General features: G+C 67.4%; 17 protein-coding genes. 10 read left to right on the forward strand and 7 right to left on the reverse strand.

The genetic code is table 11. The features are described 5' to 3' along the window. Position 1 precedes the first annotated feature (1 nt). Together NCW75_14435 and NCW75_14440 are read right to left on the reverse strand one after the other, a co-directional pair. Positions 2–727 (reverse strand): hypothetical protein, encoded by a 726-nt coding sequence (locus NCW75_14435; GenBank protein ID UYV12481.1) that lies wholly within the window; start codon positions 725–727, stop codon positions 2–4. Continuing rightward, positions 724–1,239, reverse strand: a complete 516-nt coding sequence (locus NCW75_14440) for a sigma-70 family RNA polymerase sigma factor (protein ID UYV12482.1) — start codon at positions 1,237–1,239, stop codon at positions 724–726. The genes NCW75_14435 and NCW75_14440 overlap by 4 nt, the downstream gene beginning before the upstream one ends. A 341-nt stretch (positions 1,240–1,580) precedes the next feature. Between NCW75_14440 and NCW75_14445 the strand changes: the two genes are divergently transcribed. Continuing rightward, positions 1,581–2,324, forward strand: coding sequence for a lamin tail domain-containing protein (locus tag NCW75_14445; GenBank protein UYV12483.1), 744 nt, complete (start codon positions 1,581–1,583; stop codon positions 2,322–2,324). A gap of 101 nt (positions 2,325–2,425) precedes the next feature. Here NCW75_14445 and NCW75_14450 read toward each other — a convergent pair whose 3' ends face one another. Further along, positions 2,426–3,670: a class I SAM-dependent methyltransferase gene (locus NCW75_14450; GenBank protein UYV12484.1), complete on the reverse strand. Its 1,245-nt coding sequence runs from the start codon at positions 3,668–3,670 to the stop codon at positions 2,426–2,428. 58 nt (positions 3,671–3,728) lie between these two features. Between NCW75_14450 and NCW75_14455 the strand changes: the two genes are divergently transcribed. After that, positions 3,729–5,819, forward strand: coding sequence for a hypothetical protein (locus NCW75_14455; GenBank protein UYV12485.1), 2,091 nt, complete (start codon positions 3,729–3,731; stop codon positions 5,817–5,819). Here the strand turns inward: NCW75_14455 and NCW75_14460 are convergent. The 3 genes from NCW75_14460 to NCW75_14470 all read right to left on the reverse strand — a co-directional run bounded on the left by NCW75_14460 (position 5,727) and on the right by NCW75_14470 (position 9,347). Next, positions 5,727–7,745 carry a hypothetical protein gene (locus NCW75_14460; GenBank protein ID UYV12486.1) on the reverse strand — a complete coding sequence of 673 codons (2,019 nt, stop codon included), beginning with the start codon at positions 7,743–7,745 and terminating at the stop codon, positions 5,727–5,729. The two genes, NCW75_14455 and NCW75_14460, sit on opposite strands and share 93 nt — an antisense overlap. Continuing rightward, positions 7,742–8,719 (reverse strand): glycosyltransferase, encoded by a 978-nt coding sequence (locus tag NCW75_14465; GenBank protein UYV12487.1) that lies wholly within the window; start codon positions 8,717–8,719, stop codon positions 7,742–7,744. The genes NCW75_14460 and NCW75_14465 overlap by 4 nt, the downstream gene beginning before the upstream one ends. A gap of 70 nt (positions 8,720–8,789) precedes the next feature. Next, the gene (locus tag NCW75_14470; GenBank protein UYV12488.1) at positions 8,790–9,347 is read right to left on the reverse strand and encodes a methylated-DNA--[protein]-cysteine S-methyltransferase; all 558 of its coding nucleotides are present in this window, start codon (positions 9,345–9,347) and stop codon (positions 8,790–8,792) included. 362 nt (positions 9,348–9,709) lie between these two features. Between NCW75_14470 and NCW75_14475 the strand changes: the two genes are divergently transcribed. The 8 genes from NCW75_14475 (at position 9,710) to NCW75_14510 (ending at position 18,673) form a co-directional block, all read left to right on the forward strand. Beyond that, entirely contained in the window at positions 9,710–10,267 is a 558-nt protein-coding gene (locus NCW75_14475) for a hypothetical protein (protein ID UYV12489.1), read from the forward strand. A 3-nt stretch (positions 10,268–10,270) separates the two neighbouring features. Continuing rightward, a complete protein-coding gene (locus tag NCW75_14480; protein UYV12490.1) occupies positions 10,271–11,155 on the forward strand; it encodes a LysR family transcriptional regulator in 885 nt (294 codons plus the stop codon). A gap of 9 nt (positions 11,156–11,164) precedes the next feature. Then, positions 11,165–11,788, forward strand: coding sequence for a metallophosphoesterase family protein (locus NCW75_14485; protein ID UYV12491.1), 624 nt, complete (start codon positions 11,165–11,167; stop codon positions 11,786–11,788). Positions 11,789–11,803: 15 nt separating this feature from the next. Continuing rightward, positions 11,804–12,874, forward strand: a complete 1,071-nt coding sequence (locus NCW75_14490) for a patatin-like phospholipase family protein (protein ID UYV12492.1) — start codon at positions 11,804–11,806, stop codon at positions 12,872–12,874. A gap of 118 nt (positions 12,875–12,992) precedes the next feature. Continuing rightward, complete coding sequence (locus tag NCW75_14495; GenBank protein UYV12493.1) at positions 12,993–15,869, forward strand: aconitate hydratase; 2,877 nt, start codon at positions 12,993–12,995, stop codon at positions 15,867–15,869. Between the two features lie 12 nt (positions 15,870–15,881). Then, positions 15,882–16,265: a VOC family protein gene (locus tag NCW75_14500; protein UYV12494.1), complete on the forward strand. Its 384-nt coding sequence runs from the start codon at positions 15,882–15,884 to the stop codon at positions 16,263–16,265. Positions 16,266–16,282: 17 nt separating this feature from the next. Beyond that, on the forward strand, positions 16,283–16,657 hold the full coding sequence (locus NCW75_14505; GenBank protein ID UYV12495.1) for a hypothetical protein: 375 nt from the start codon (positions 16,283–16,285) through the stop codon (positions 16,655–16,657). A 159-nt stretch (positions 16,658–16,816) separates the two neighbouring features. Further along, entirely contained in the window at positions 16,817–18,673 is a 1,857-nt protein-coding gene (locus NCW75_14510; protein ID UYV12496.1) for a hypothetical protein, read from the forward strand. An 87-nt stretch (positions 18,674–18,760) separates the two neighbouring features. Here NCW75_14510 and NCW75_14515 read toward each other — a convergent pair whose 3' ends face one another. After that, a complete protein-coding gene (locus NCW75_14515) occupies positions 18,761–19,507 on the reverse strand; it encodes an enoyl-CoA hydratase/isomerase family protein (GenBank protein UYV12497.1) in 747 nt (248 codons plus the stop codon). Positions 19,508–19,510: the final 3 nt, after the last annotated feature.

Consider the following 19,510-nt stretch of genomic DNA (forward strand, 5'->3'; position numbering starts at 1 on the left):
GTCACTCGCCCTCCACCCCCAACAACGGCAGCACCACCGGCTTTTCCAGCGTGCTGATCTCGTCGACGACCAGGCCGCCAAGCATCGTGGTGTGCTGGGTGAAGCCGTGGGTGTAGTTAGTGTCGAAGCGCAGGGTACCCGGCGGGCGGAAGACGACGATGACACGCTCGCCGCCGGGAGCGCGGGCGAGCAGGACGCGCAGGGGCTTCTCGCCGGCTTCGACATCGCGGCCGTAGCGGCCCTCGTAGGCGGTCCAGCCGATGAGTGCGACGTTGCTGGCGGCGGCTTGCTGGAAGTCGGCAAGCAGGGGCACGCCGAAGGTGTCCAGGCCATACTGGCGGAACTTCTCGCGGGTGTCGCAGACCTCGGCGGGCTCGAAGGGGCCCTCGAAGACGCCGCGGGCGTGGCCGAGCTGGACGGTGCGCACGGGCTCGTGCATAAAGAACACACTCAGCGTGATCGTGATAGCCAGGGCGGCGGCGAGGGCGGCGACGGCTCCGTAGATCCGGAACTGGCGGCGCGAGCATCGCGCGGGTGTGGATGGCGGCGCGGCAAAGTGGTCGCGCAGGGCGGTGTCGTTCGCGTGGAGCTGTTGCAGCGCGCGGGCGAGTTCGGGGCGTTGCTCCAGTTCGGCTTCGAAGGCCGCGCGTTCGTCGGGCGTGCCCTCGCCATCGGCGTGGGCGATGAGTCGTTCGAGATCCCGGGGTGTGGGTGGCTGGGCAGTCATGGGGTGTCGCCTCTCGATTCGAGGCGTTCGAGCAGGTGGGCGCGTGCCCGATAGGTGTGGCTGCGTGCGGTGGCGGCGGGGATGTCGAGGATGGTGGCTATCTCTTCATAGGTGTGCTCGCCCACCACGCGCAGCAGCAAGCACTCGCGTTGGGCGGGGGACAGTTCGGCTAACGCGTCGAAGAGCGGCGCGTGCTGCTCGAACGTGGGGTTATCGGCGGGCTTGGGCTGGCGGCGTGGGAGGAGCCGGGGCGTTCGTTCGCGGCGGCCGCGGGCCTGCTCGCTGCGGCGGTGGTTGCGAGCGGCACCGCGTGTGATGGCGGCCATCCAGGCGCGAAAGTCGGTGCCGGCCTCGAAGCGATCGAGCCGCTGGAGCGCGATGATCGCGGCCTGTTGCACCACGTCGTCGGCGTGGGCCCGGCCCACCTCGGCCGCCGCGACCAGGCGCAGCGTGGGCGTGGCTCGATCGAAGAGCTCGGCGAACTCGGGCTGGTCCAGACGCGTGGCGGGCATCGTGATGGCGGCGGGCCCGGCATCGGCTCGCGCTCGGCGTGGTCTCCTGCTTGGTGTCGGTCTCGGGCATCGGCCGGTCCCGTCTGGTTGCTCCAGTCATGTGGTGCATCCCCGCTTGGAGGTATCCCGAAGTGGGATCTGTTGCGATGGGGCACAAAAACGCTCGCATAGCAGTTGACCGGTGCAACGTCGCGGAGTGCCGCGAACATTTCATGGGTGTGGCGGAGTCGATGTCGGCCATGGTTAATCGAGACGCCAACAGAAACCAAACTGGATCGGAGAATATTGTGTCCAACTCTTTACTGCTTGCCGCGTGTGGTGCTTTGGTCGTGTCCTCATCGATGGCGACGGCGCAAGTCGACCCGATTGAGCGCGGCGTCCAGATTGTGCGCGTGAGCTTTGCCGACGGCACCATCGAGATCGCCAACACGACCGACGAGACGATCGCGCTCGACGGCTGGCGGTTGTGCTCCCATGACTTCAACGAGGCGCGCCGGTATACGGGCTCGACCGGGCTGAACGGGTTCAGCCTCGACGCCGGCCAGAGCCTGACGGTCTTCACCAACGACGACATGCCCGGTGGCTTCCCGTCCGGCGTGAACGCCAGCGATCTCGGCGGCGCGATTGCCGGGCCGCTCGACCAGGATGCCTTCGGTATGCAGGTGTTCTTCCCCGGTGACGACGGCACCGTGCGTTTCGGCGACAGCTCCGACATCGCCGACCACATCCAGTGGAACGTTGATGGCCGCGATATGGGAACATCCGAGCAGCGCACGGGCCAGGCCGTGGGTGAGGGTCTGTGGACCGCCGCGGGCGAGTTCATCGTGACGCGGACTGACTCTGTCGAGATCGAGCTGGTCTCGGCGGTTGGTGAGCTGCTCCACGGGCCGGCAAACTACATGGTGACGGACCCGGTTTGCCGGGCGGACCTGGACATGGATGGCTTGTTGACCATCTTCGACTTCCTGGCGTTTCAGAACCGGTTTGATGGAGGCGAGGTGTCGGCCGATATCGATATGGACGGGTCGCTGACCATCTTTGATTTCCTCGCGTTCCAGAACCTCTTCGACGCGGGTTGCCCGTAGGGGCTCTCTCCTAAGCCCCGCGCGAAGACAAGGAGAGCCGGCTCGCCGGGGTTCTCTTACGCGACCCCGGTGTGGCCGGCCTCCGTTCTCGTGCGTGGAACTCAACGCCGTTGGTGCAGCCAAGAGACGATGGCGTCGATGTGATCGACGGGTGTCGTCCGCGAGCTGCCGGTCTTGCGCGCGATGGCGATGAGGAACTGGGGCTTGCCGCCGCCGCCCCCACCCAGACCGGTCCATCGCTCGTCCATGGCGGCCGCCCGGTCGATGGCCCACATGCCGGGGGGCAGGCCTGGGCTATACACCTCATCGGTGGCGTTCTGGCCGATCCAACGCTCGACGGTGAGGCAGCTCTCGACCATCGCCGAGAACTCGGGAAGGCCGAAGTCGTGGACGTGGTAGGGCGTGGGGCCGATACGGTTGGGCGTGCTGATGACCAGCGTGCCGCCGGGCTTGAGGATGCGGTGCAATTCCGCGATGAGCCCCGTTGCGTTCTGGACGTGCTCGATGGTCTCGAAGCTGGCGGCCAGGTCGTAGGTGTTGGAGTTCAGGGGTGTGTCGCAGGCGTCGGCGGCGTGGAACGCGCAGCGACCCTCGCACGCGTGGTGGCGGCGGGCGTACTCGATGGCGTCGGGGTCGAGGTCGACGCCGTCGGTGGTGGCGTCGGCGATCGTCGCGAGCAACCGTGAGCCGTAGCCGGTCCCGCTGGCAACGTCGGCGATGCGCCGGGCGTTGTTCTCGAGTGCGATGTCTGCGGCGAGCTCGTACCGACGCGCGTGCAGCTCGGTCCGCGCGGGAGGGATGATGGGCAGCAGGGCATCGTGACGCTCGCCGCGGTTGTCGACGAGCCAGCGGGCATCGTCGAGAGGGATGCCGCGGGCGACGAGGCGTTCGACGGTCGTGTTGGCGTCCCAGAGGGAATCGTCGGGCAGGTAGAGCGAGACGACCTTGACCGCTGTGCCGGCGAAGGCGGCGTGGGCGCGATCGCGGAGCGTGTCTTCGTGCTCGGTGGCGCTGAGGACGACGGCCTGGAAGGTCGGGCTCTGGGCGGCTTGGGTTGGCGAGAGGACACAAACGCCGGCGAGGTGGTCGCGCTCGGGCTGGTCGTCGAGGACGGCGGCGACCTCGATGCCGTGGAACAGCCAGGGCTGGCGGATGATGGCACGGGTGTGGCGGCCGCCGGGGTAGAGGGCGATGCGTTTCACGCCATGAGCGGCCAGCCAGGCGGCGGTGCGGTCGAGCAGTCGCTCGCGGAGCTGGGGCACGAGCGGCAGGCGCGGGGCCTTGGGCTGCCATGTGGCGGGTGGCGTGGACTCGGTCGGCAGGTTCTGCGTATGCAAGGCGCTCACGGGGCGGTCATCGGCCATCTTCTGGTGCGGGCACGAGCCCGGGGCCGATGGACTGGGGATGTCCGCGATCCCCGCTGTCCGTGCGCCCGCTGGGTCTGGCCCGCTGCTCGAGCTCGCGCGGTCGTTGTGGCCGTTGGCGAGTGAGCGGTGGGGGATCTCGGGCGGCGTGCTCGAAGGTGTTGGCTCGGCACTGGCCGAAGCGCCGGTGGCTGGGGGTGGCAAGGTGATCTGGCCGGCGGGCGAGCGGTTCGCGCCGCCGGTCGCGGTGGCGGGGCTGGGCTCGGCCGACGTGCTGGTGCGAGCGATTGCCGACAGGTCTGGCGTGTTGCAGTATCGGCCACGGATCTTCGTTGTCGAGCCTCGGGCCGAGGTCGCGCTGGCGGCGATCGCGCGGTACGCCGCCTCGGATGGCCAGGCCGCGGCGCGGGATCTGCTCGGTGCTCCCGGAGTCGAGTGGTTCATCGGGCCGCTGGGCATGTCGGCGTTCCAGGCGTGGCTCACCGAGCGTGTGGACGACCCACTGCCCAAGGACGTCATCCCCAACGGGGCACCGCCCGAACTGGCGACGGGCGTGGCCAAGGTGCTGGGCGAGGCGCACGCGCGGCAGCAGGCGTTGATGCGCGATCGCGTCGCCATGATGCGCGAGGGGGCCAACAGCCGGCAGCGGCGCGAAGCGGTCCGGGCGCGTTGGCGGGAAGGAAAGACGCTGCGGATCCTCGTCAGTACGACACGTTTCTCGACGTACATGCGGCACGCGGCGGCGGACCTGGTCGATGCGCTCGACGCGATCGGCCACGAGGCCAGGCTGCTGCTCGAGCCCGACGACCACACGCGTCAGACGCAGCTGCATTACACGCGTGCGGTGGCCGAGTTCGATCCCGATGGTGTCGTGCTGCTGAATTTTTTCAGGCCGCAGATCGGCCCGGTGCTGCCGCCGCACGTGCCCGTGGTGACCTGGTCTCAGGATGCGATGCCGCACTACTTCACCGGAGCCTCGCCGCCGCGGGTGGGCACGCTCGACTATGTAGTCGGTATGCTGTATCCGGAGCTGCGGACGCGCGTCGGACTGCCCGAGGAGCGGATGCTGGCGTGGCCCAACGCGGTGTCGCCGGCGAAGTTCCATCGCGAGCCGGTGGGTGAAGAGTTCGAGCACCTGCGGTGTGACGTGGCGATGATGACGCGGCACAGCGAGCTTCCTGCGGCGTACGTGCGGCGGAAGATCGAGGAAGCCGGGGGCGCGACACCCACGGGCCGCGCGATCGCGGAGATGGAACGGCTGGTTCCCATTGGGCTGGAGCGCGCGCAGCGCGAGCACCGGTGGACAGCGCGGGAGCTGCGAGCCCGATGCGAGGAGGCGATCCGCAGCGGGTGCGGGCGGACACCGCCGGCGGCGATGGTCGAGGGTTTCCTGCACGAGATCGTCATGCCGTTGGCCGATCTGCACTATCGCCAGCAATCGGCCGTGTGGGCCGCCGCGGTGTGCGAGCGCAACGGCTGGCGGCTGCACCTGTATGGCAATGGCTGGGAGGAACACCCCGAGTTGGCCGAGTACGCCAGGGGCGAGCTGGGGCACGGCGAGGAGCTGCGGGCCGCGTACCAGCTCGCGGGCGTGACAATCCACGCGTCGGTGCGCGGGCTGATGCACCAGCGCGTGGCCGAGGCGGCGATGAGCGGTGGGCTGCCGGTCGTGCGGCGGAGCTTCGAGGACGTCGATCGGGCGCGGTGGTTCCAGCTCAACGCCATGGTGGGGCAGGTCGAGCCCGATGGCCGGACCGAGGACGGGCGGCCCAGCTATGTCATCGCGAATCACGATGGGCTGATACGCGTGGCGGCGTTGTGGGGGCGGTGCGGGCTGACGCTCGGCGATGATGGTGTCGTGTCGCCCTCGGCCTACGAGATGGGCATCCTAAAAGACTGCCCGCTGGGCAAGCCCAGGATGCCCGAGGACGATCCGGCTGTGATGCTGGTGGACGTGGGTGAGATCGGCTTCGCGAGCGAGGACGAGTTGGAGCGGATAGCGCGCAAAGCCCGGGATACCGGCTGGCGTGAGCATTGGTCAGCGTCGATCAACCCCCGGGTGCGCGAGCGGTTCGCGATGGATCGGTTCGCCGACGCGATGATCGGGCTGGTGCGCAAGAGCTTCGTGTAGGTCGATTAATTCGGTAGGCAGGCCGGTGGCGCGGCAGCGGTCGAGCATGGGCTCGCGCAGCACGAACAGGCCGTTGGGCTTGAGTCTGGCCAAGCCACTCTCGAACGGGTGCGCGGGCAGGCCCATGTGGGTCGTGGGGTCGAGCGCGTCGTCGTCGAGCCAGCCGAAGATGGGTGCGCCGTGGCGGATGGGGGCGGCGAGGATGGGTGAGCGCTCGGCCGTGCCAGCGACGCAGAGGCGTGTGCAGCCTTGGTGTTGTAAGCGCGCGAGGGCACTCTCGGCGGCGTAGACGCCTGTTTCAACATGCATGTTGGGTGAGACGGCGACGCCCAGGCCACGGGTACGCCACTGCTCCAAGACTGCCGGGTGTGGTCGAGGTGACGCGGCCCGCACGAGCACGGCATCGCAATCCTCTTCCGGTTGGTCGTAAGCGATGTATGCGTAGCCGGCTTGGCAGAGCTCGCGTTCGAGCCAGGCGTCGGCCTCGATTTCGCTTGCGGGCGAGCGAGGGGCCAAGGGCCATTGCTCGGTCGTGTGTACGGCATGGTCACTTCTCGAAGCCAATCGAGGATCGTCGCATCGAACGCCGCGTGAGACGAGTTGGGCGGCCAGAGCGAGGGCGCGGTTGTCGTCAAAGGAAACGCGCGTGGGCTTGAGTACGAGCGCGGTATCGAGGAGTGATTGGGCGCGTTCGTGCTCGGCGGCGATAGGGTCGAGGATGACCTCGTGGGCGCGTGGGTGGTCGAGCGAGGGCGTGTTGGTATTCTGGAAGTTGAGCGGGCTCAAGCCAACGCACAGCAGGTGGTCGTGTGTATTGGTCGTCATTGCGCGCAGGGCGTGATCGACGATCCGTGGTCGCGGTTGCGTGTGATCGCAGATGGCGATGTGCAGCGTGTCGCAGGGGGAGGGCGCAACGCGAACGCGGGCCATGGATGGGATGGGGTTGGCGTTGCTAGCCGGCGTTGCACCGAGCAGCGTGCGCGCGACGTTGGTTGCGGCCTTGGGTGTGTGGAGCTGGTCGAGTATGGCCCGCTGGTTCCTGAGGTCTGGCGATGCCAGGGGCGCATCGAGGACAGCCGAGCATGTCGTGAGGTACTCGATGGGCAAGTTGCCGAGCGGTGCGTTGTCGGGGGACGCCTGCCACACCCACGCGGCGGGCACCCACAGCGGCCAGGGATGCGGATGGGCAACGGCCGTGGGCACGCCGGCGAGCATTGATTCGACGGCGAGCGTGCTGGCAGTGGTGAGCGTGGCCTTGGCACCGGCGAGGGACTCGATAAGTGCGGCCGTGTCGACCGGCACGCCGAGCGCGTCGGCCAGATGGGGAGCGATGCGCCAACGTACACTGAGATTGCGACGCTTGGACTCGTCACGAATGGTGCGAAGCATGCCTCGCACGCGGCTCAGCGCATCGTCGTCCATGGCGGGTGTGAGAGCGGTGACGGCGAGCAGCCACTGGTTCGGCTCGAGGTGCTTTCGCGCTTCGGTAATGCGGTTCTCGAAGCCGTCCAGGCGTGGCAGGCCCGTGGTGACGACGCGGTTGCCGAGGTGTTCGAGGAGCTTCGCTTGCAGTGGGCCCGTGGCGAGTACGAGGTCGTGGGGTGTGCGTTGGAGGTGCGTGGGGCCGAGCCAGGGATTCATGAAGGTGTTGGCGTATTCGACGACGCCGTCGACGAGCAGAACGGTGGGGATGCCCCGCTCGCGGGCGAGGCGTGTCGGCGCGAGGTGCGCGTTGTAGCTCAGGTCGGCGAAGGCGAGCGCGTGCGCACCGTCGATGGCATTGGGGTTCGCGTGATGGCCGAAGCGCATCTGGCGATCCCAGAGGCGTTCGTAGACGACCTCCGTGCCCAGTTGTTCCAACGTCTGCGGCACGCCGGCGAACTGGTCGAGCGGGCGGCGGCTGCCGAACAGGACGACGCGTTTCACACGCCCGTTCCAACGGGGAAGATGCTGGCAGCCGTGGGTGACGGCTTGCCATTGACGGCAGCCAGATAGCCGGCGGCACGGGCGGCCATGCGCCAGGTGCGGGCGCGGGCGAAGAGGTCGTGGATGTTAGCGCTCAGCGCGGGTCGCGTGGCTACAGCCTCGAAGTGCGCGTATTCCTGCGCGGCGTCGGCGGTGATGAGGGCCTGGGCGTCGCTGGTCGAAGCCGGCGAGCCGTCGAAGCGATCACCGAAGACGGCGGTGGCGCAGGCGGGGTTGGTGCGGTGCAGGGCCAGGGCCTGGTGGCCCAACAAGGCCTCGCGCGCCAGGATCTGCGCGGGCTCGTAGCGGTGGTGGTGGGTTACGCTGGCCTCGGGGCGGTAGAGCACGGGCGCGCCGTTGTCGGTGGTGACGCGGTAGGCCCATTCGAGGTCGTCGAACATCGGATGGCTGAGCCGGCCGTCGAAGGGCTCACAGATCGCACGCGGCACCGAGAGGTTGAGCGTCCACGCGTGGCGGAAGCTCCAGTCTCGATCCCGCTCCATCGAGTTCATGTCGCTGTAGAAGAACAGGAGGGCCGTCTCGCGCGTGAGACGGTCGATGACGCGATCTTCGCCCGGCACGGCGAAGGGGGCATCGCCCAGGACGAGCTTCGGCAAGCCGTCGCGATGCGCGGCGCGGTGGTGGTCGACGAGCCGCGGCGCGGGGACCACGTCGTCGTTCAAGAACAGTACAAGATCACCCTCGGCGTACTCGAGCGCCCGGTTGCGCGCGGCTCCTGGCCCGCCCTGCTCGCCGGCGACAACCTTCACCGAGCCGTCGCGCGTCAGGGGTTCGAGCTCGTCGGGGGCGTCTGGGGCATCGATGCTCGCGATGATGCGGAGCCTGGCGTCGCGCCCGGCGAGCAACGCCGCGACGCAACGGGCGAGGGGGCCGCCGGGTGTTCCCCGGCTTGGGATGATGGTGGTCACGCGCATGCGTGTGTATCAACGGATGATTGCCGCGCTGACCTGAAGAAAAGGGTCTCTACCCCCCCGCGGGAGGCGGTCAGCTCGCCGACGCGAACAGGCCGCCCACGGCCGTGCGCTCGTGGTCGATGAGCCAGCGTTTGCGATCCAAGCCCCCGCCGTAGCCGTGCAGGCTGCCGTCGGCGGCCACCACCCTGTGGCACGGCACGACGATGGCCAGCCGGTTGGCCCCGTTGGCCGCCCCGACCGCCCGCGAGGCCCCGGGCTCCTTGCCGATGGCCCTCGCCAGGTCGCCGTAGCTGATGGTCTGGGCGTAGGGGATGTCGAGCAGGGCGTTCCACACCGAGCTCTGGAAGGCGGTGCCGGCCAGCTCGAGGGGCACGGTGAACTCGCGCAGGTCGCCGGTGAAGTAGGCGGCCAGCTCCCGCATGAGCAGGGCCAGGGCCGGGCACTCGGGCGGGTCGACGCTGGGTTTGACCTCCGCATCGAAGAGGGTGGCCAGGGCGTCCATGGCCGCCGGGGCCCGGTGGCCGAACTCGACCAGGGCGACGCGGGGGCCGTCGGCATTGGTGATGGAGGCCAGGGTGAGGACGCCCACGGGGCTGGTGAGGGTGGTGGTGGTGAGGGTGGGGGGCATGCCGAACAATAGCCTTATATAATGACCCCGGCGAACGCCAATCTGTGAGGGTTCGTTGGATTGCGGTCCGCAAACCTCGATATTCTGCTCTTGCGCATTGTGTGTCGGCCGTTGCGCATCGACTGTGTGCTCTTGCGCACTGGCTATCAGCTCCTGCGCATCGTCTGTGGGCGGCCGAGGGACGATGCACAGGAGCCGCGAAGCGCTTGCCGGGAGCCGATGATCGGTCATCGAGGGCCGCCAATCGGTCGCGGGGAGCCGCCAATCGACAATCGGGGCCGAAGCGGGGCCTTCGAGGGCGGTGGCCCACTGACCGCTGATCACAGATCGTGGGCCGTGTCCGATGTGTACGTTCCACGACGATGAGTGACGCCGCCATGCACGAGCTTCCAGCTTCTGTTCTCGACGAGATGCTTGCGTCCCACGCGCATGGTTCGTTCCCGGCGTTCAACTTCGGTTTCTTTGGTGCGTCCACGGAGCGCGTGCTCGAGCGTGTGACCGAGATGCTCGGCCAGCCTGGGTTTGCGTTCGTGGTCAAGCAGGTCTATGGCGACGGCTGGATCGAGCAAACAAGCAGCCTCAGCGAGGCTTTGGACGAGCTAGCACGCCGGGGCATGCAGGGCACCATCAATGTCCAGGTCTCGCTGGAGGACGAAATCCTCTTCGACTACAGATCGACGCTCGATTTCCACCAGCAGACGATGGACGTCGAGTTCGTCTTCGACGAGGAGCGGCTGAACGTCGTCCATCGCTCCAAGCTGTGGTACCGCATGGTCGAGTACGCTTGTAACGCCACGCGCATGGCGGGGGTTCGATGTATCTTCGTTTACGACGGAACGATCGGGGCGCACGACGCCGAGCGCATCATGGCCGGGCGCGATCCATCGCGCCGTGATCAGGTCATCTGGGTGGATCAATAGCCCATGGAACTCACCCCCCTCCGATACCTCCGCGCCATCGCCGACGCGGGCACCATGACGGTCGCCGCCCAGCGGCTGGGGCTCAGCCAGCCGACGCTGTCGGCCGCGGTCCGAAAGCTTGAGGAGGAGTTGGGCGTCGACCTGTTCAGCCGCACGGGGCGGGGGTTGACGCCGACCGAGGCGTGCCTCACGCTGCTCGAGCATACCGACCAGGCGGTGCGCAACGTCGACGCAGGAGTGCGGGCGGTGCGGGCGCTGGCGGGGCTCGAGGCCGGGACGGTGCGCATCGGCGCGGGGGCGACGGTGGTGACGTATCTGCTGCCCGGCGTGGTCGAGCGGTTCCGCCGCAAGCACCGCGACCTGCGGGTCAGCGTGCGCGAGGCGGGCAGCAGCCAGGTGGCCGAGGCGCTGCTGAAGGGCGAGCTAGACCTGGGCGTGGTCACGCTGCCGGTGAACATTCCTGGGAGTGGCGAGCTGATGACCGTGGCACGGGCGCAGGATGAGCTGCGGCTGATCCTGCCGCCCGGGCATGCGCTCGCGGGGCACACCGACTTTGCGTGGGAGGAGCTCGCGGGCGAGGCGGTCGTCGGCTTCGAGGCCGGCAGCAGCGTGCGAGCGGTGATCGATCAGGCGGCCATCGCGCACGGCGTGCATCTCGAGGTCGTCGTGGAGCTACGCTCGATCGAGGGCATCGCACGCATGGTGCAAGCGGGCGTGGGGGTTGGGTTCGTCAGCCGGATGGCCCTGAGCGAGACAACCGGATTGGCGTGCCGGGACGGCCGATTGCTGCGCGGGCTCGCCCTCGTGCGGCGGCGCGACCGCGCGCCCTCGCCCGCGGCGGCGGCGTTCGAGCAGGATCTCCATGCGGCGATGGCAACAGCGTCGTAGTGTGTTGGCATGCGCATCCTCGCCTGCTCGGACATCCACACCAGCCGCCCGCACGCCGAGGCTATCGTCGCGCACGCCGGCGGCGTTGATGTCGTGGTCGTTGCCGGGGATCTGGCCAACCAGCACCACGGGCTCGAGCCGACGGTGGACGTGCTCCAGGCCATCGAGAAGCCCACCGTGCTGGTGCCAGGGAATAACGAGCGGCCCGACGCGCTCGCCGTCGCGTGCGCAGGGTGGGACAGTGCTTGCGTGCTCCACGGCGAGGCGGCCACGATCGGGTGCGTGCCGTTCTTCGGTCTTGGCGCGGGTGTTCCCGTGACGCCGTTTGGGGCGTGGAGCTTCGACCTGACCGAGGACGAGGCGGCGAAATTGCTGGAGTCCTGTCCCGAACAAGCTGTGATTGTCAGCCACTCGCCACCGCATGGCGTGCTCGACGTGACCAGCGCCGGCCGGCACGCCGGGTCGCTTTCGGTGCGCGCGGCGATGGAGCGTGTGGGCTCGCCATTGGTGGTTTGCGGGCACATCCACGACAGCGGCGGGCGGTTCGAGCGTCAGAGTGGGGCGATCGTGGTGAACGCGGGGCCGGTGGGCTTCGTCATAGACCTGGAGGCCGGCGAAGTATCGGCGCTCTAGGCACGGGAGGCACGGATGGCCAAGCACGACGAACGCCCGGAGGTCCGCTGCCGTGCGCTGCGCAGCGGCGAATTCGCGCAGAGCGCGGCCGACGTGGTGTGCCCGGCGGGGCCGGTCAAGCCTTTGACCGTGCTGGCGATCTCGGGCGGCGGCAAGTTCGGGGCGTTCAGCGCGGGATATCTCACAGGCTGGGCCGAGCGCGGCGATCGGCCCAAGTTCGATGTGGTCACCGGCATCAGCACGGGCTCGCTCATGGCACCACTGGCGTTCTTGGGCAATGACAAGGCTGACGCGGCGCTGCGCGAGATCTACACCACCGTGACGACCGAGAAGGTCTACAAGAAGCGGCTGTGGGTGAGCATCCCGTTCAGCAAGTCGCTGCTGAGCTCGAAGCCGCTGGCCGAGCTGATCGAGAAGCACATCACCAAGAGCGTCATCAAGGAGGTCGCCGAGCAGGGTGCCGACCGCGGGCTGTATGTCGCGACGGTCGATCTTGCGGATGGCCGGCTGGTGATCTGGGACATGGTGTGCATCGCGTTGGCGAACGAGTACAAGCTGTTCCGCAAGGTGTTGCTCGCAGCGAGCGCGGTGCCCATGGCGTTCCCGCCGATCAAGATCAAGTCTGGCTTGCGCGACGATCGGCAGAGGCACCGCTGGCACGTCGATGGCGGGCTGCGCGAGAACGTTTTCTGGCGGCGCGAGCTGGCGCAACTATCGCACGTGCTCGAATCGCGGCGCGACGATCCGAGCGTGCCGCCGGCCCGGCTGTACGCGCTCATCAACGGGCAGATGCGAAGCCAATACCGCGAGGTCGACTTCGGCTGGGTGCCCATGCTGGGCATCGCCCGACGGTCGGTGGGCACGATGATCAGCGAGGTCGCCATCGGCAGCCTGCAGAAGCTCTACGCCGAGGCGTTCGAGGCCGGCGTCGAGTTCCGGTTCAACTACATCCGCCAGTTCGATGGCAACCCCGAGTGGGACGACTTCGATCCCGAGGACATGACCGCCCTGTTCGAGCACGGGCAGGAACTGGGGCGATTGGAGCACTGGGAGACCCAGCCGCCGGACGAGCCAATAGACGGGTAGCTGGCTCGTTATAGTCATTGTCTATATAAACTCTGCACACAAGCAGTTGGACCAATAGGTCCGACCCGGCGATACTACTGGTAGACCTGCTCGCAACGCCCCTTCAGGAGGACTCACCATGGCCAGCAACCCGTTCAACAGCCGCCGCTCGCTCAGCACCAGCAAAAGCGGGGACTACACGTACTACGCCCTTGAGGCTCTGGCCGACCAGAAGGTGGGCAACGTCAGGAAGCTGCCGTACTCGATCCGCGTGCTGCTCGAGGCGATGCTGCGGAACGTCGACGGGTTCACCGTGACCCAGGACGACGTGGCGGGGTTGGCCAACTGGAACGCCAAGGACGTGAACCGCGTCGAGATGCCCTTCTCGCCCGGCCGCGTGGTGCTGCAGGACTTCACCGGCGTGCCGTGCGTGGTCGACCTGGCGGCCATGCGCGACGCCATGAAGCGGCTGGGCGGCGACCCGACGATGATCAACCCGGAGGTGGCGTGCGACCTGGTGATCGACCACTCGGTGCAGGTGGACGATTTCGCCACGCGTGTGGCGCTGACCATCAACGCCCAGCACGAGTTCGAGCGCAACAACGAGCGGTATAAGTTCTTGAAGTGGGGGCAGCAGAGCCTGAGCAACTTCCGCTGCGTGCCGCCGGCGACCGGCATCGTGCACCAGGTGAACCTGGAGTATCTCGCGCGCGGCTGCCTGACACGGACCGTTAACACCGCCAGCGGCGAAGAGCGCCAGGTGTACCCCGACAGCCTGGTGGGCACCGACAGCCACACGACCATGATCAACGCCCTGGGCGTCTTGGGCTGGGGCGTGGGCGGCATCGAGGCCGAAGCGGTCATGCTGGGGCAGCCGGTGTACATGCTGACGCCCGAGGTGGTGGGCTTCAAGATGACCGGCAAGCTGGCCGAGGGCGTGACGGCGACCGATCTGGTGCTGACCGTCACACAGATGCTCCGCGAGTTCGGTGTGGTCGAGAAGTTCGTCGAGTTCTTCGGGCCGGGTATGGCGGCGCTCAGCCTGCCCGACCGCGCGACCATCGCGAACATGGCACCCGAGTATGGCGCCACTTGCGGCTTCTTCCCCATCGACGACAAGACCATCGAGTACCTCCACCTGACCAACCGCAGCGAGGAGGAGATCGAGCTGGCCGAGAAGTACGCCAGGGCCAACATGCTGTGGTGGGACGAGAGCCAGCCCGACCCCGAGTTCACCGACGTGATGGAGCTGGACCTGAGCACCGTGCAGCCCTCGCTGGCCGGCCCCAAGCGCCCGCAGGACCGCGTGGACCTGCACGACATGAAGGCTCGCTGGACCGAGGAGTTGGCCGGCCCCTTCGGCAAGAACCCGCCCAGCGGCAGCGTGAACCTGAACCGCTGGGCCGGCGAGGGCGGACAGGCCGAGTTCTCGGCGGTTAACCCCGAGCATGCCGTTCCGAGCTCCGATGACTCGACCCACTTCGACGAGCACGGCGTTGTCGTCGAGCTGACCGAGGCCAGCCACCCGCCGCGGGTGGGCCAGAAGATCCGCCTGCACCACGGCTCGGTGGTCATCGCCGCCATCACGAGCTGCACGAACACGAGCAACCCCAGCGTGATGGTGGCTGCCGGTCTGGTGGCGCGCAAGGCGCGGGCGCTCGGCCTGACGCGCAAGCCCTGGGTCAAGACGTCGCTCGCGCCCGGCAGCAAGGTCGTGACGGAGTATTACGACAAGGCCAACCTGACCGAGGATCTCAACGCCCTGGGCTTCCAGACCGTTGGCTACGGCTGCACGACGTGCATCGGCAACAGCGGCCCGCTGCCGCCCGAGATCGAGCAGGGCATCGTGCGTGGTGACCTGATCGCCGCGAGCGTCTTGAGCGGCAACCGCAACTTCGAGGGACGCGTGCATCCGAAGGTAAAGGCGAACTTCCTGGCGAGCCCGCCGTTGGTGGTGGCGTACGCGATCGCCGGCCGCATCGATATCGACGTGATCAACGAGCCGCTGGCGACCACACCCGATGGCAAGGAGGTGTACCTCAAGGACATCTGGCCCAGCATCGAAGAGGTGCAGAAGGTCGTGGCCTCGTGCATCGACCGCGAGCAGTTCGAGCGGCGGTACGGCGACATCTTCACGGGCAACGAGACGTGGAACAAGGTGCCGGTGTCCGAGAGCGACCTGTACCCGTGGGAGGACGAGAGCACCTACATCCAGAACCCGCCGTTCTTCGATGGGATGGCCGAGGAGGCCCCGGGCTTCGTGCCGGTGAGCGGCGCGCGGTGCCTGGCGCTGGTGGGCGATAGCGTGACGACCGACCACATCTCGCCGGCCGGCCGCATCGAGCCCGAGACGCCCGCGGGGCAGTACCTCATCGAGAGCGGCGTGAAGCAGAGCGACTTCAATAGCTTCGGCAGCCGCCGCGGCAACGACCGCGTGATGACGCGAGGCACGTTTGCGAACGTTCGCGTGAAGAACAAGATCGCCGCCGAGGGCGGGAAGCAGCCCGAGGGCGGCTGGACCCGCAACTTCACCAAGGGCAAGGACCTGGCCAGTGCGCCCGTCGAGTACATCTACGACGCCGCCATGGACTACAAGAAGGCTGGCACGCCCTTGGTGGTTCTGGCGGGCAAGGACTACGGCATGGGCTCCAGCCGAGACTGGGCCGCCAAGGGCGCGATGCTGCTGGGTGTGCGTGCGGTGATCGCCGAGAGCTTCGAGCGCATCCACCGCAGCAACCTGGTGTTCATGGGCGTGCTGCCGCTGGTGTTCAAGGACGGGCAGAGCGCCGCGAGCCTGGGCCTGAAGGGCGACGAGACCTTCGACATCATGCTGCCCAGCCCCATCGAGCCCGGCTGCGACGTGCCCGTCAAGGCGAGCACGCCCGATGGCAAGGCGATCGAGTTCACTTGCAAGTGCCGCATCGATACGCCGATCGAGATCGAGTACTACCGCAACGGTGGGATCCTGCACACGGTGATTCGCAAGAAGTTGAACGAGGCGAAGCAGCCGGCATAAAAGGAGTATTCCATGTCCGACCTCAACACCAAGCACAACCGCGTCGTCTGGTTCGACCTTCCCGTGGTCGACCTCGATCGCTCGATCGAGTTCTACTCGGGGGTGCTGGCCATCAAGGTCGGCCGCGAGTCGTTCGATGGGTTCGAGTTTGCCGTGTTTGAGCACGACGAGGGCAATGGCGGCTGCCTGGTGCCCGACGCCGGCACCGTGTGCGAGAAGGGCGCGCTGATCTACCTCAACGTCGACGGCCGGATTCGCGACGCGGTGGTCAAGGTGCCGACATTGGGTGGGACGGTCAAGCAGGACGTCCACGCGATCGGGCCGCACGGCTACCGGGCGATCGTCCACGACAGCGAGGGTAACCGTGTGGCGTTGCATTCGCAGAGCGACGCGTAAGGCCGGGAGGGCTCAACATGCGGCAGAAGCGATGGCTGGCGATTGGTGGCGTGGCGATGGTGCTGGCGACGGGGGCGGCCCTGGGGCTCGGAAACTCGTCGGCGGCCGACGACCCGGTGCGGGTGTACCTGGTCCACGAGGCCGAGCACCCCGAGCGAGGCCAGAGCGTGACGAGCACGGGCGGGGGCATCACCGTGTTCCAGACCGCACGGGGCGCAACATGGCCGACGCAGGTGCTGGGCTATCTCCACGACATAGAGGACGACTGGGTCATCCTCCGCAAGGCGGCCGAGGGAAACGAACGGATGGAGATCCACATCCCCCGCGAGCGTGTGCAGCTCATCGAGCACATCTCCGAGGAGAACCTGCGGATTTTGCTCACGGCCCGTTGAGACCCAGTCGCATCGCAAGCGTCGGCATTTACGCACGAACACAAAAAATTATCTGGAAGTTGCGTGACTCAGTTGGTTCTGTTCCGCTTTCTGACTCAGCCCCAGCCCGCGTTGTCCAGCGTGAGGTCCGACGCGCTGGGGCACGGAGGAACAGAACCGATGAAACCGATCCATGTATGTGCTCTTTCTGCCGCGTCGCTCCTGGCGACCGCTGGCCTCGCTTGCGCGCAGTCCGCTCTCGTTTGGGAGAACGAGAGCGCCGCGTCGGCTACCGATATCGCCGAAGACGCCTGTAATGCACTCGGGCTTTCCGTGACGCTGATCGACGGGAACCTGCAAGCCGACTTCCGTACCCAGCTCGCCGCCGGTGGGTGGGATGTCGTGGTCGTCAACAATCCCCTGAATCTGTTCGATGCCGACACCATCACCGCGATGCGTGACTGGGTGAACGGCGGCGGTCGCCTGCATTGCTCCTACTGGAACGGCGACGACCTGCTGAGCGGCGACATCTTCGGCTTCAGCGGCGCAATCGACTACTTCGCGCCCAAGGGCAAGGTCGATATCGGTGATTCGTCCTGGGGTGGCACCGGCAACCTCTTCCCCGATGCGGCCGATCCGTACTACGCCGACAACGGCGACGACCTGACGCTGAACACCGGCTACCGGTCGGGCCTCAGCAGCACGGGTGGCGCGATCGCCACGTCGGTCGGCGGGCGGACCATCTACAACGCCTGGGACTACCGCTCGATGACCAACCAGGCCCGTACGCAGGCGGGCATCCGCGCCCAGATCCGCTACCTGCTCGGCATCGGCAGTGGCGTGCTGGTGTACACCGAGGCCCGCGACGACGCGCAGTGGGATGTCGATGCCGCCGATGCCGCCTTTGGTACCGCCCGGTACCGCTTGATCGATAGCGACACTGCCGCGCTCAACGCGGCGGTCGCCAGCGGTCGGTACGACTGCATCGTGATCCACCAACCGGCGAACAGCTTCGCCGCCGGTTTCGAGGGCATTGTCGATGCGGCGGTGGATGACGGCGCGAAGGTCCACTTCTCGTATTGGAACCTGGACGCCTCGCCATCCCTGCAGACGACCTTCGACGTCGCCAGCACGGTCGACTTCTTCGCGCCCAAGCCCGTCCACAACAACACCGGGCACCCCTCGTGGAGCGTGGCGACCAGCCCGGTCACCGTCGCGGGCGACGAATGGAACGACAACGGCGACGATATGACCGCCTCGCCCGGTGCCCAGGTTGTCTCGCGATTCACCACCGTGTTCGGCCCCGGTGCGACGATCATCGGTGGCCGCGGCCAGCGCACGCTCATCAACGGCTTCGAGTACGAATCGATGACCGCTACGGAGGTGGCCGACCTGCTCGAAGCCCAGATGGTGTGGCTGTGCAACCCCGGCTGCATCCAGTTCGAGGATCGTGCCGCGGCCGAGGCCATTACCAACCAGTACGCCGGCGTGCGATTCAGCACCACGGGCGGCGGGCCGGCTTCGATCTCCGATTTTGTCTCGTTCTTCGGCACCCTGTCGGTCGTGAACGCGACGGCTGGGGGAACCTCGGGCGACCGCGAACTGACGCTCAGCATGCGGTTCAATCCCTCGATCGACTCGATCGAGTTCGACTTCAACAGCGCGGGCACGCCCGCGCCAGGGTTCGAGTTCCCAATCCGCTTCTACCGCGGTGCGGCCCTGGTTCGCACCGAAGGGTTGGCATCGACCGGCAACGACTGGGCCCGGAACCTTCGCTTCGATGGCCTGTCCGGCGTGACGCGTATCGAGATCGATTCGTTCGCCGACACATGGATCTACAGCATCGACAACATCTGCTTCGATACCGCCTGCCGGGCCGACATCGATGGCGATGGCGTGCTGACGATCTTCGACTTCCTCGCGTTCCAGAACGCCTTCGACTCGGGCGACCTGCTCGCCGACTTCGATGGTGACGGCGTGCTGACGCTGTTCGACTTCCTGGCGTTCCAGAACGAGTTCGACGCCGGCTGCCCGTAAGGAAGATTGGTGAACCCTAATAACCGTCGCGTTGCGACGGAATGCCTGCCCCCGCGAGGTGAACTCGCGGGGGCTTTCGTAATTCCATCAGGACTTCTGGAACATCGCCGACAGCCGCTCGCGGGCCTCGGGCGTGGCGAGCACCGAGGCGCTCAGGTCCGCGCCCCGGGCCGCGAGCGTGCCGTCGCCCGAGCCATCGATCTCGGTCAGGAGTTGCTTCGTCGCGGCGATCGCGTTCGCGCCGCCGGAGGCAAGGCGCTGGGTAATGGTGTCGCACAGCGCATCCAGGTCTTCTCGCGAGTCGGCCAGATCGTCGACGATACCGACCGCGTGGGCGCGTGTGCCGCTCATCAGCCCGCCTCGCAGCAGGATGTTCCGTGCCGGGCCCGCGCCGATTTTCCTGACAAGCAGTGGGGCGACGACCGCGGGGCACACGCCCAGGTCGACCTCGGGGAAGCCGAGCTTTGCGTCGGCGTGGCTGAGCACGATGTCGCACGCGCACGCCAGCCCGCAGCCGCCACCGATGGCCGCCCCGTTGACCTTGGCGACGACGACCATCGGCAGGTTGCGCAGCCGCGTGGTGAGCTTGGCAATGCTGTGGAGCAGCTTGGGCGGGGCGTGCTCGTCGCCCAGCACGCTCTTGAGGTCCATGCCCGCGCAGAAGCTCTTGCCGGCGCCAGTCAGTACCAGCACGTGCGGCCCCTCGGGGAGCCCATCGAGCGCCGCGTGCATCGCGTCGAGCAGCGGCAGCGACATGGCGTTGCGCGCGTCGGGGCGGTACATCGTGAGCGTCGCCATCGAATCGGTTGTTTCGAGTGTTGCGTAGTCGGTCATGGG

It is taken from the genome of Phycisphaera sp. (assembly GCA_025916675.1).
Taxonomy (GTDB): Bacteria; Planctomycetota; Phycisphaerae; order Phycisphaerales; family UBA1924; genus JAHCJI01.

Excerpts from the sequence above, each read along its gene's own strand:
- NCW75_14435 (UYV12481.1), bottom strand. The coding sequence starts at position 727 with ATGACTGCCCAGCCACCCACACCCCGGGATCTCGAACGACTCATCGCC.
- NCW75_14440 (UYV12482.1), bottom strand. The coding sequence starts at position 1,239 with ATGCCCGCCACGCGTCTGGACCAGCCCGAGTTCGCCGAGCTCTTCGAT.
- NCW75_14445 (UYV12483.1), top strand. The coding sequence starts at position 1,581 with ATGGCGACGGCGCAAGTCGACCCGATTGAGCGCGGCGTCCAGATTGTG.
- NCW75_14455 (UYV12485.1), top strand. The coding sequence starts at position 3,729 with ATGTCCGCGATCCCCGCTGTCCGTGCGCCCGCTGGGTCTGGCCCGCTG.
- NCW75_14465 (UYV12487.1), bottom strand. The coding sequence starts at position 8,719 with ATGCGCGTGACCACCATCATCCCAAGCCGGGGAACACCCGGCGGCCCC.
- NCW75_14470 (UYV12488.1), bottom strand. The coding sequence starts at position 9,347 with ATGCCCCCCACCCTCACCACCACCACCCTCACCAGCCCCGTGGGCGTC.
- NCW75_14475 (UYV12489.1), top strand. The coding sequence starts at position 9,710 with ATGAGTGACGCCGCCATGCACGAGCTTCCAGCTTCTGTTCTCGACGAG.
- NCW75_14480 (UYV12490.1), top strand. The coding sequence starts at position 10,271 with ATGGAACTCACCCCCCTCCGATACCTCCGCGCCATCGCCGACGCGGGC.
- NCW75_14485 (UYV12491.1), top strand. The coding sequence starts at position 11,165 with ATGCGCATCCTCGCCTGCTCGGACATCCACACCAGCCGCCCGCACGCC.
- NCW75_14490 (UYV12492.1), top strand. The coding sequence starts at position 11,804 with ATGGCCAAGCACGACGAACGCCCGGAGGTCCGCTGCCGTGCGCTGCGC.
- NCW75_14495 (UYV12493.1), top strand. The coding sequence starts at position 12,993 with ATGGCCAGCAACCCGTTCAACAGCCGCCGCTCGCTCAGCACCAGCAAA.
- NCW75_14500 (UYV12494.1), top strand. The coding sequence starts at position 15,882 with ATGTCCGACCTCAACACCAAGCACAACCGCGTCGTCTGGTTCGACCTT.
- NCW75_14505 (UYV12495.1), top strand. The coding sequence starts at position 16,283 with ATGCGGCAGAAGCGATGGCTGGCGATTGGTGGCGTGGCGATGGTGCTG.
- NCW75_14510 (UYV12496.1), top strand. The coding sequence starts at position 16,817 with ATGAAACCGATCCATGTATGTGCTCTTTCTGCCGCGTCGCTCCTGGCG.
- NCW75_14515 (UYV12497.1), bottom strand. The coding sequence starts at position 19,507 with ATGACCGACTACGCAACACTCGAAACAACCGATTCGATGGCGACGCTC.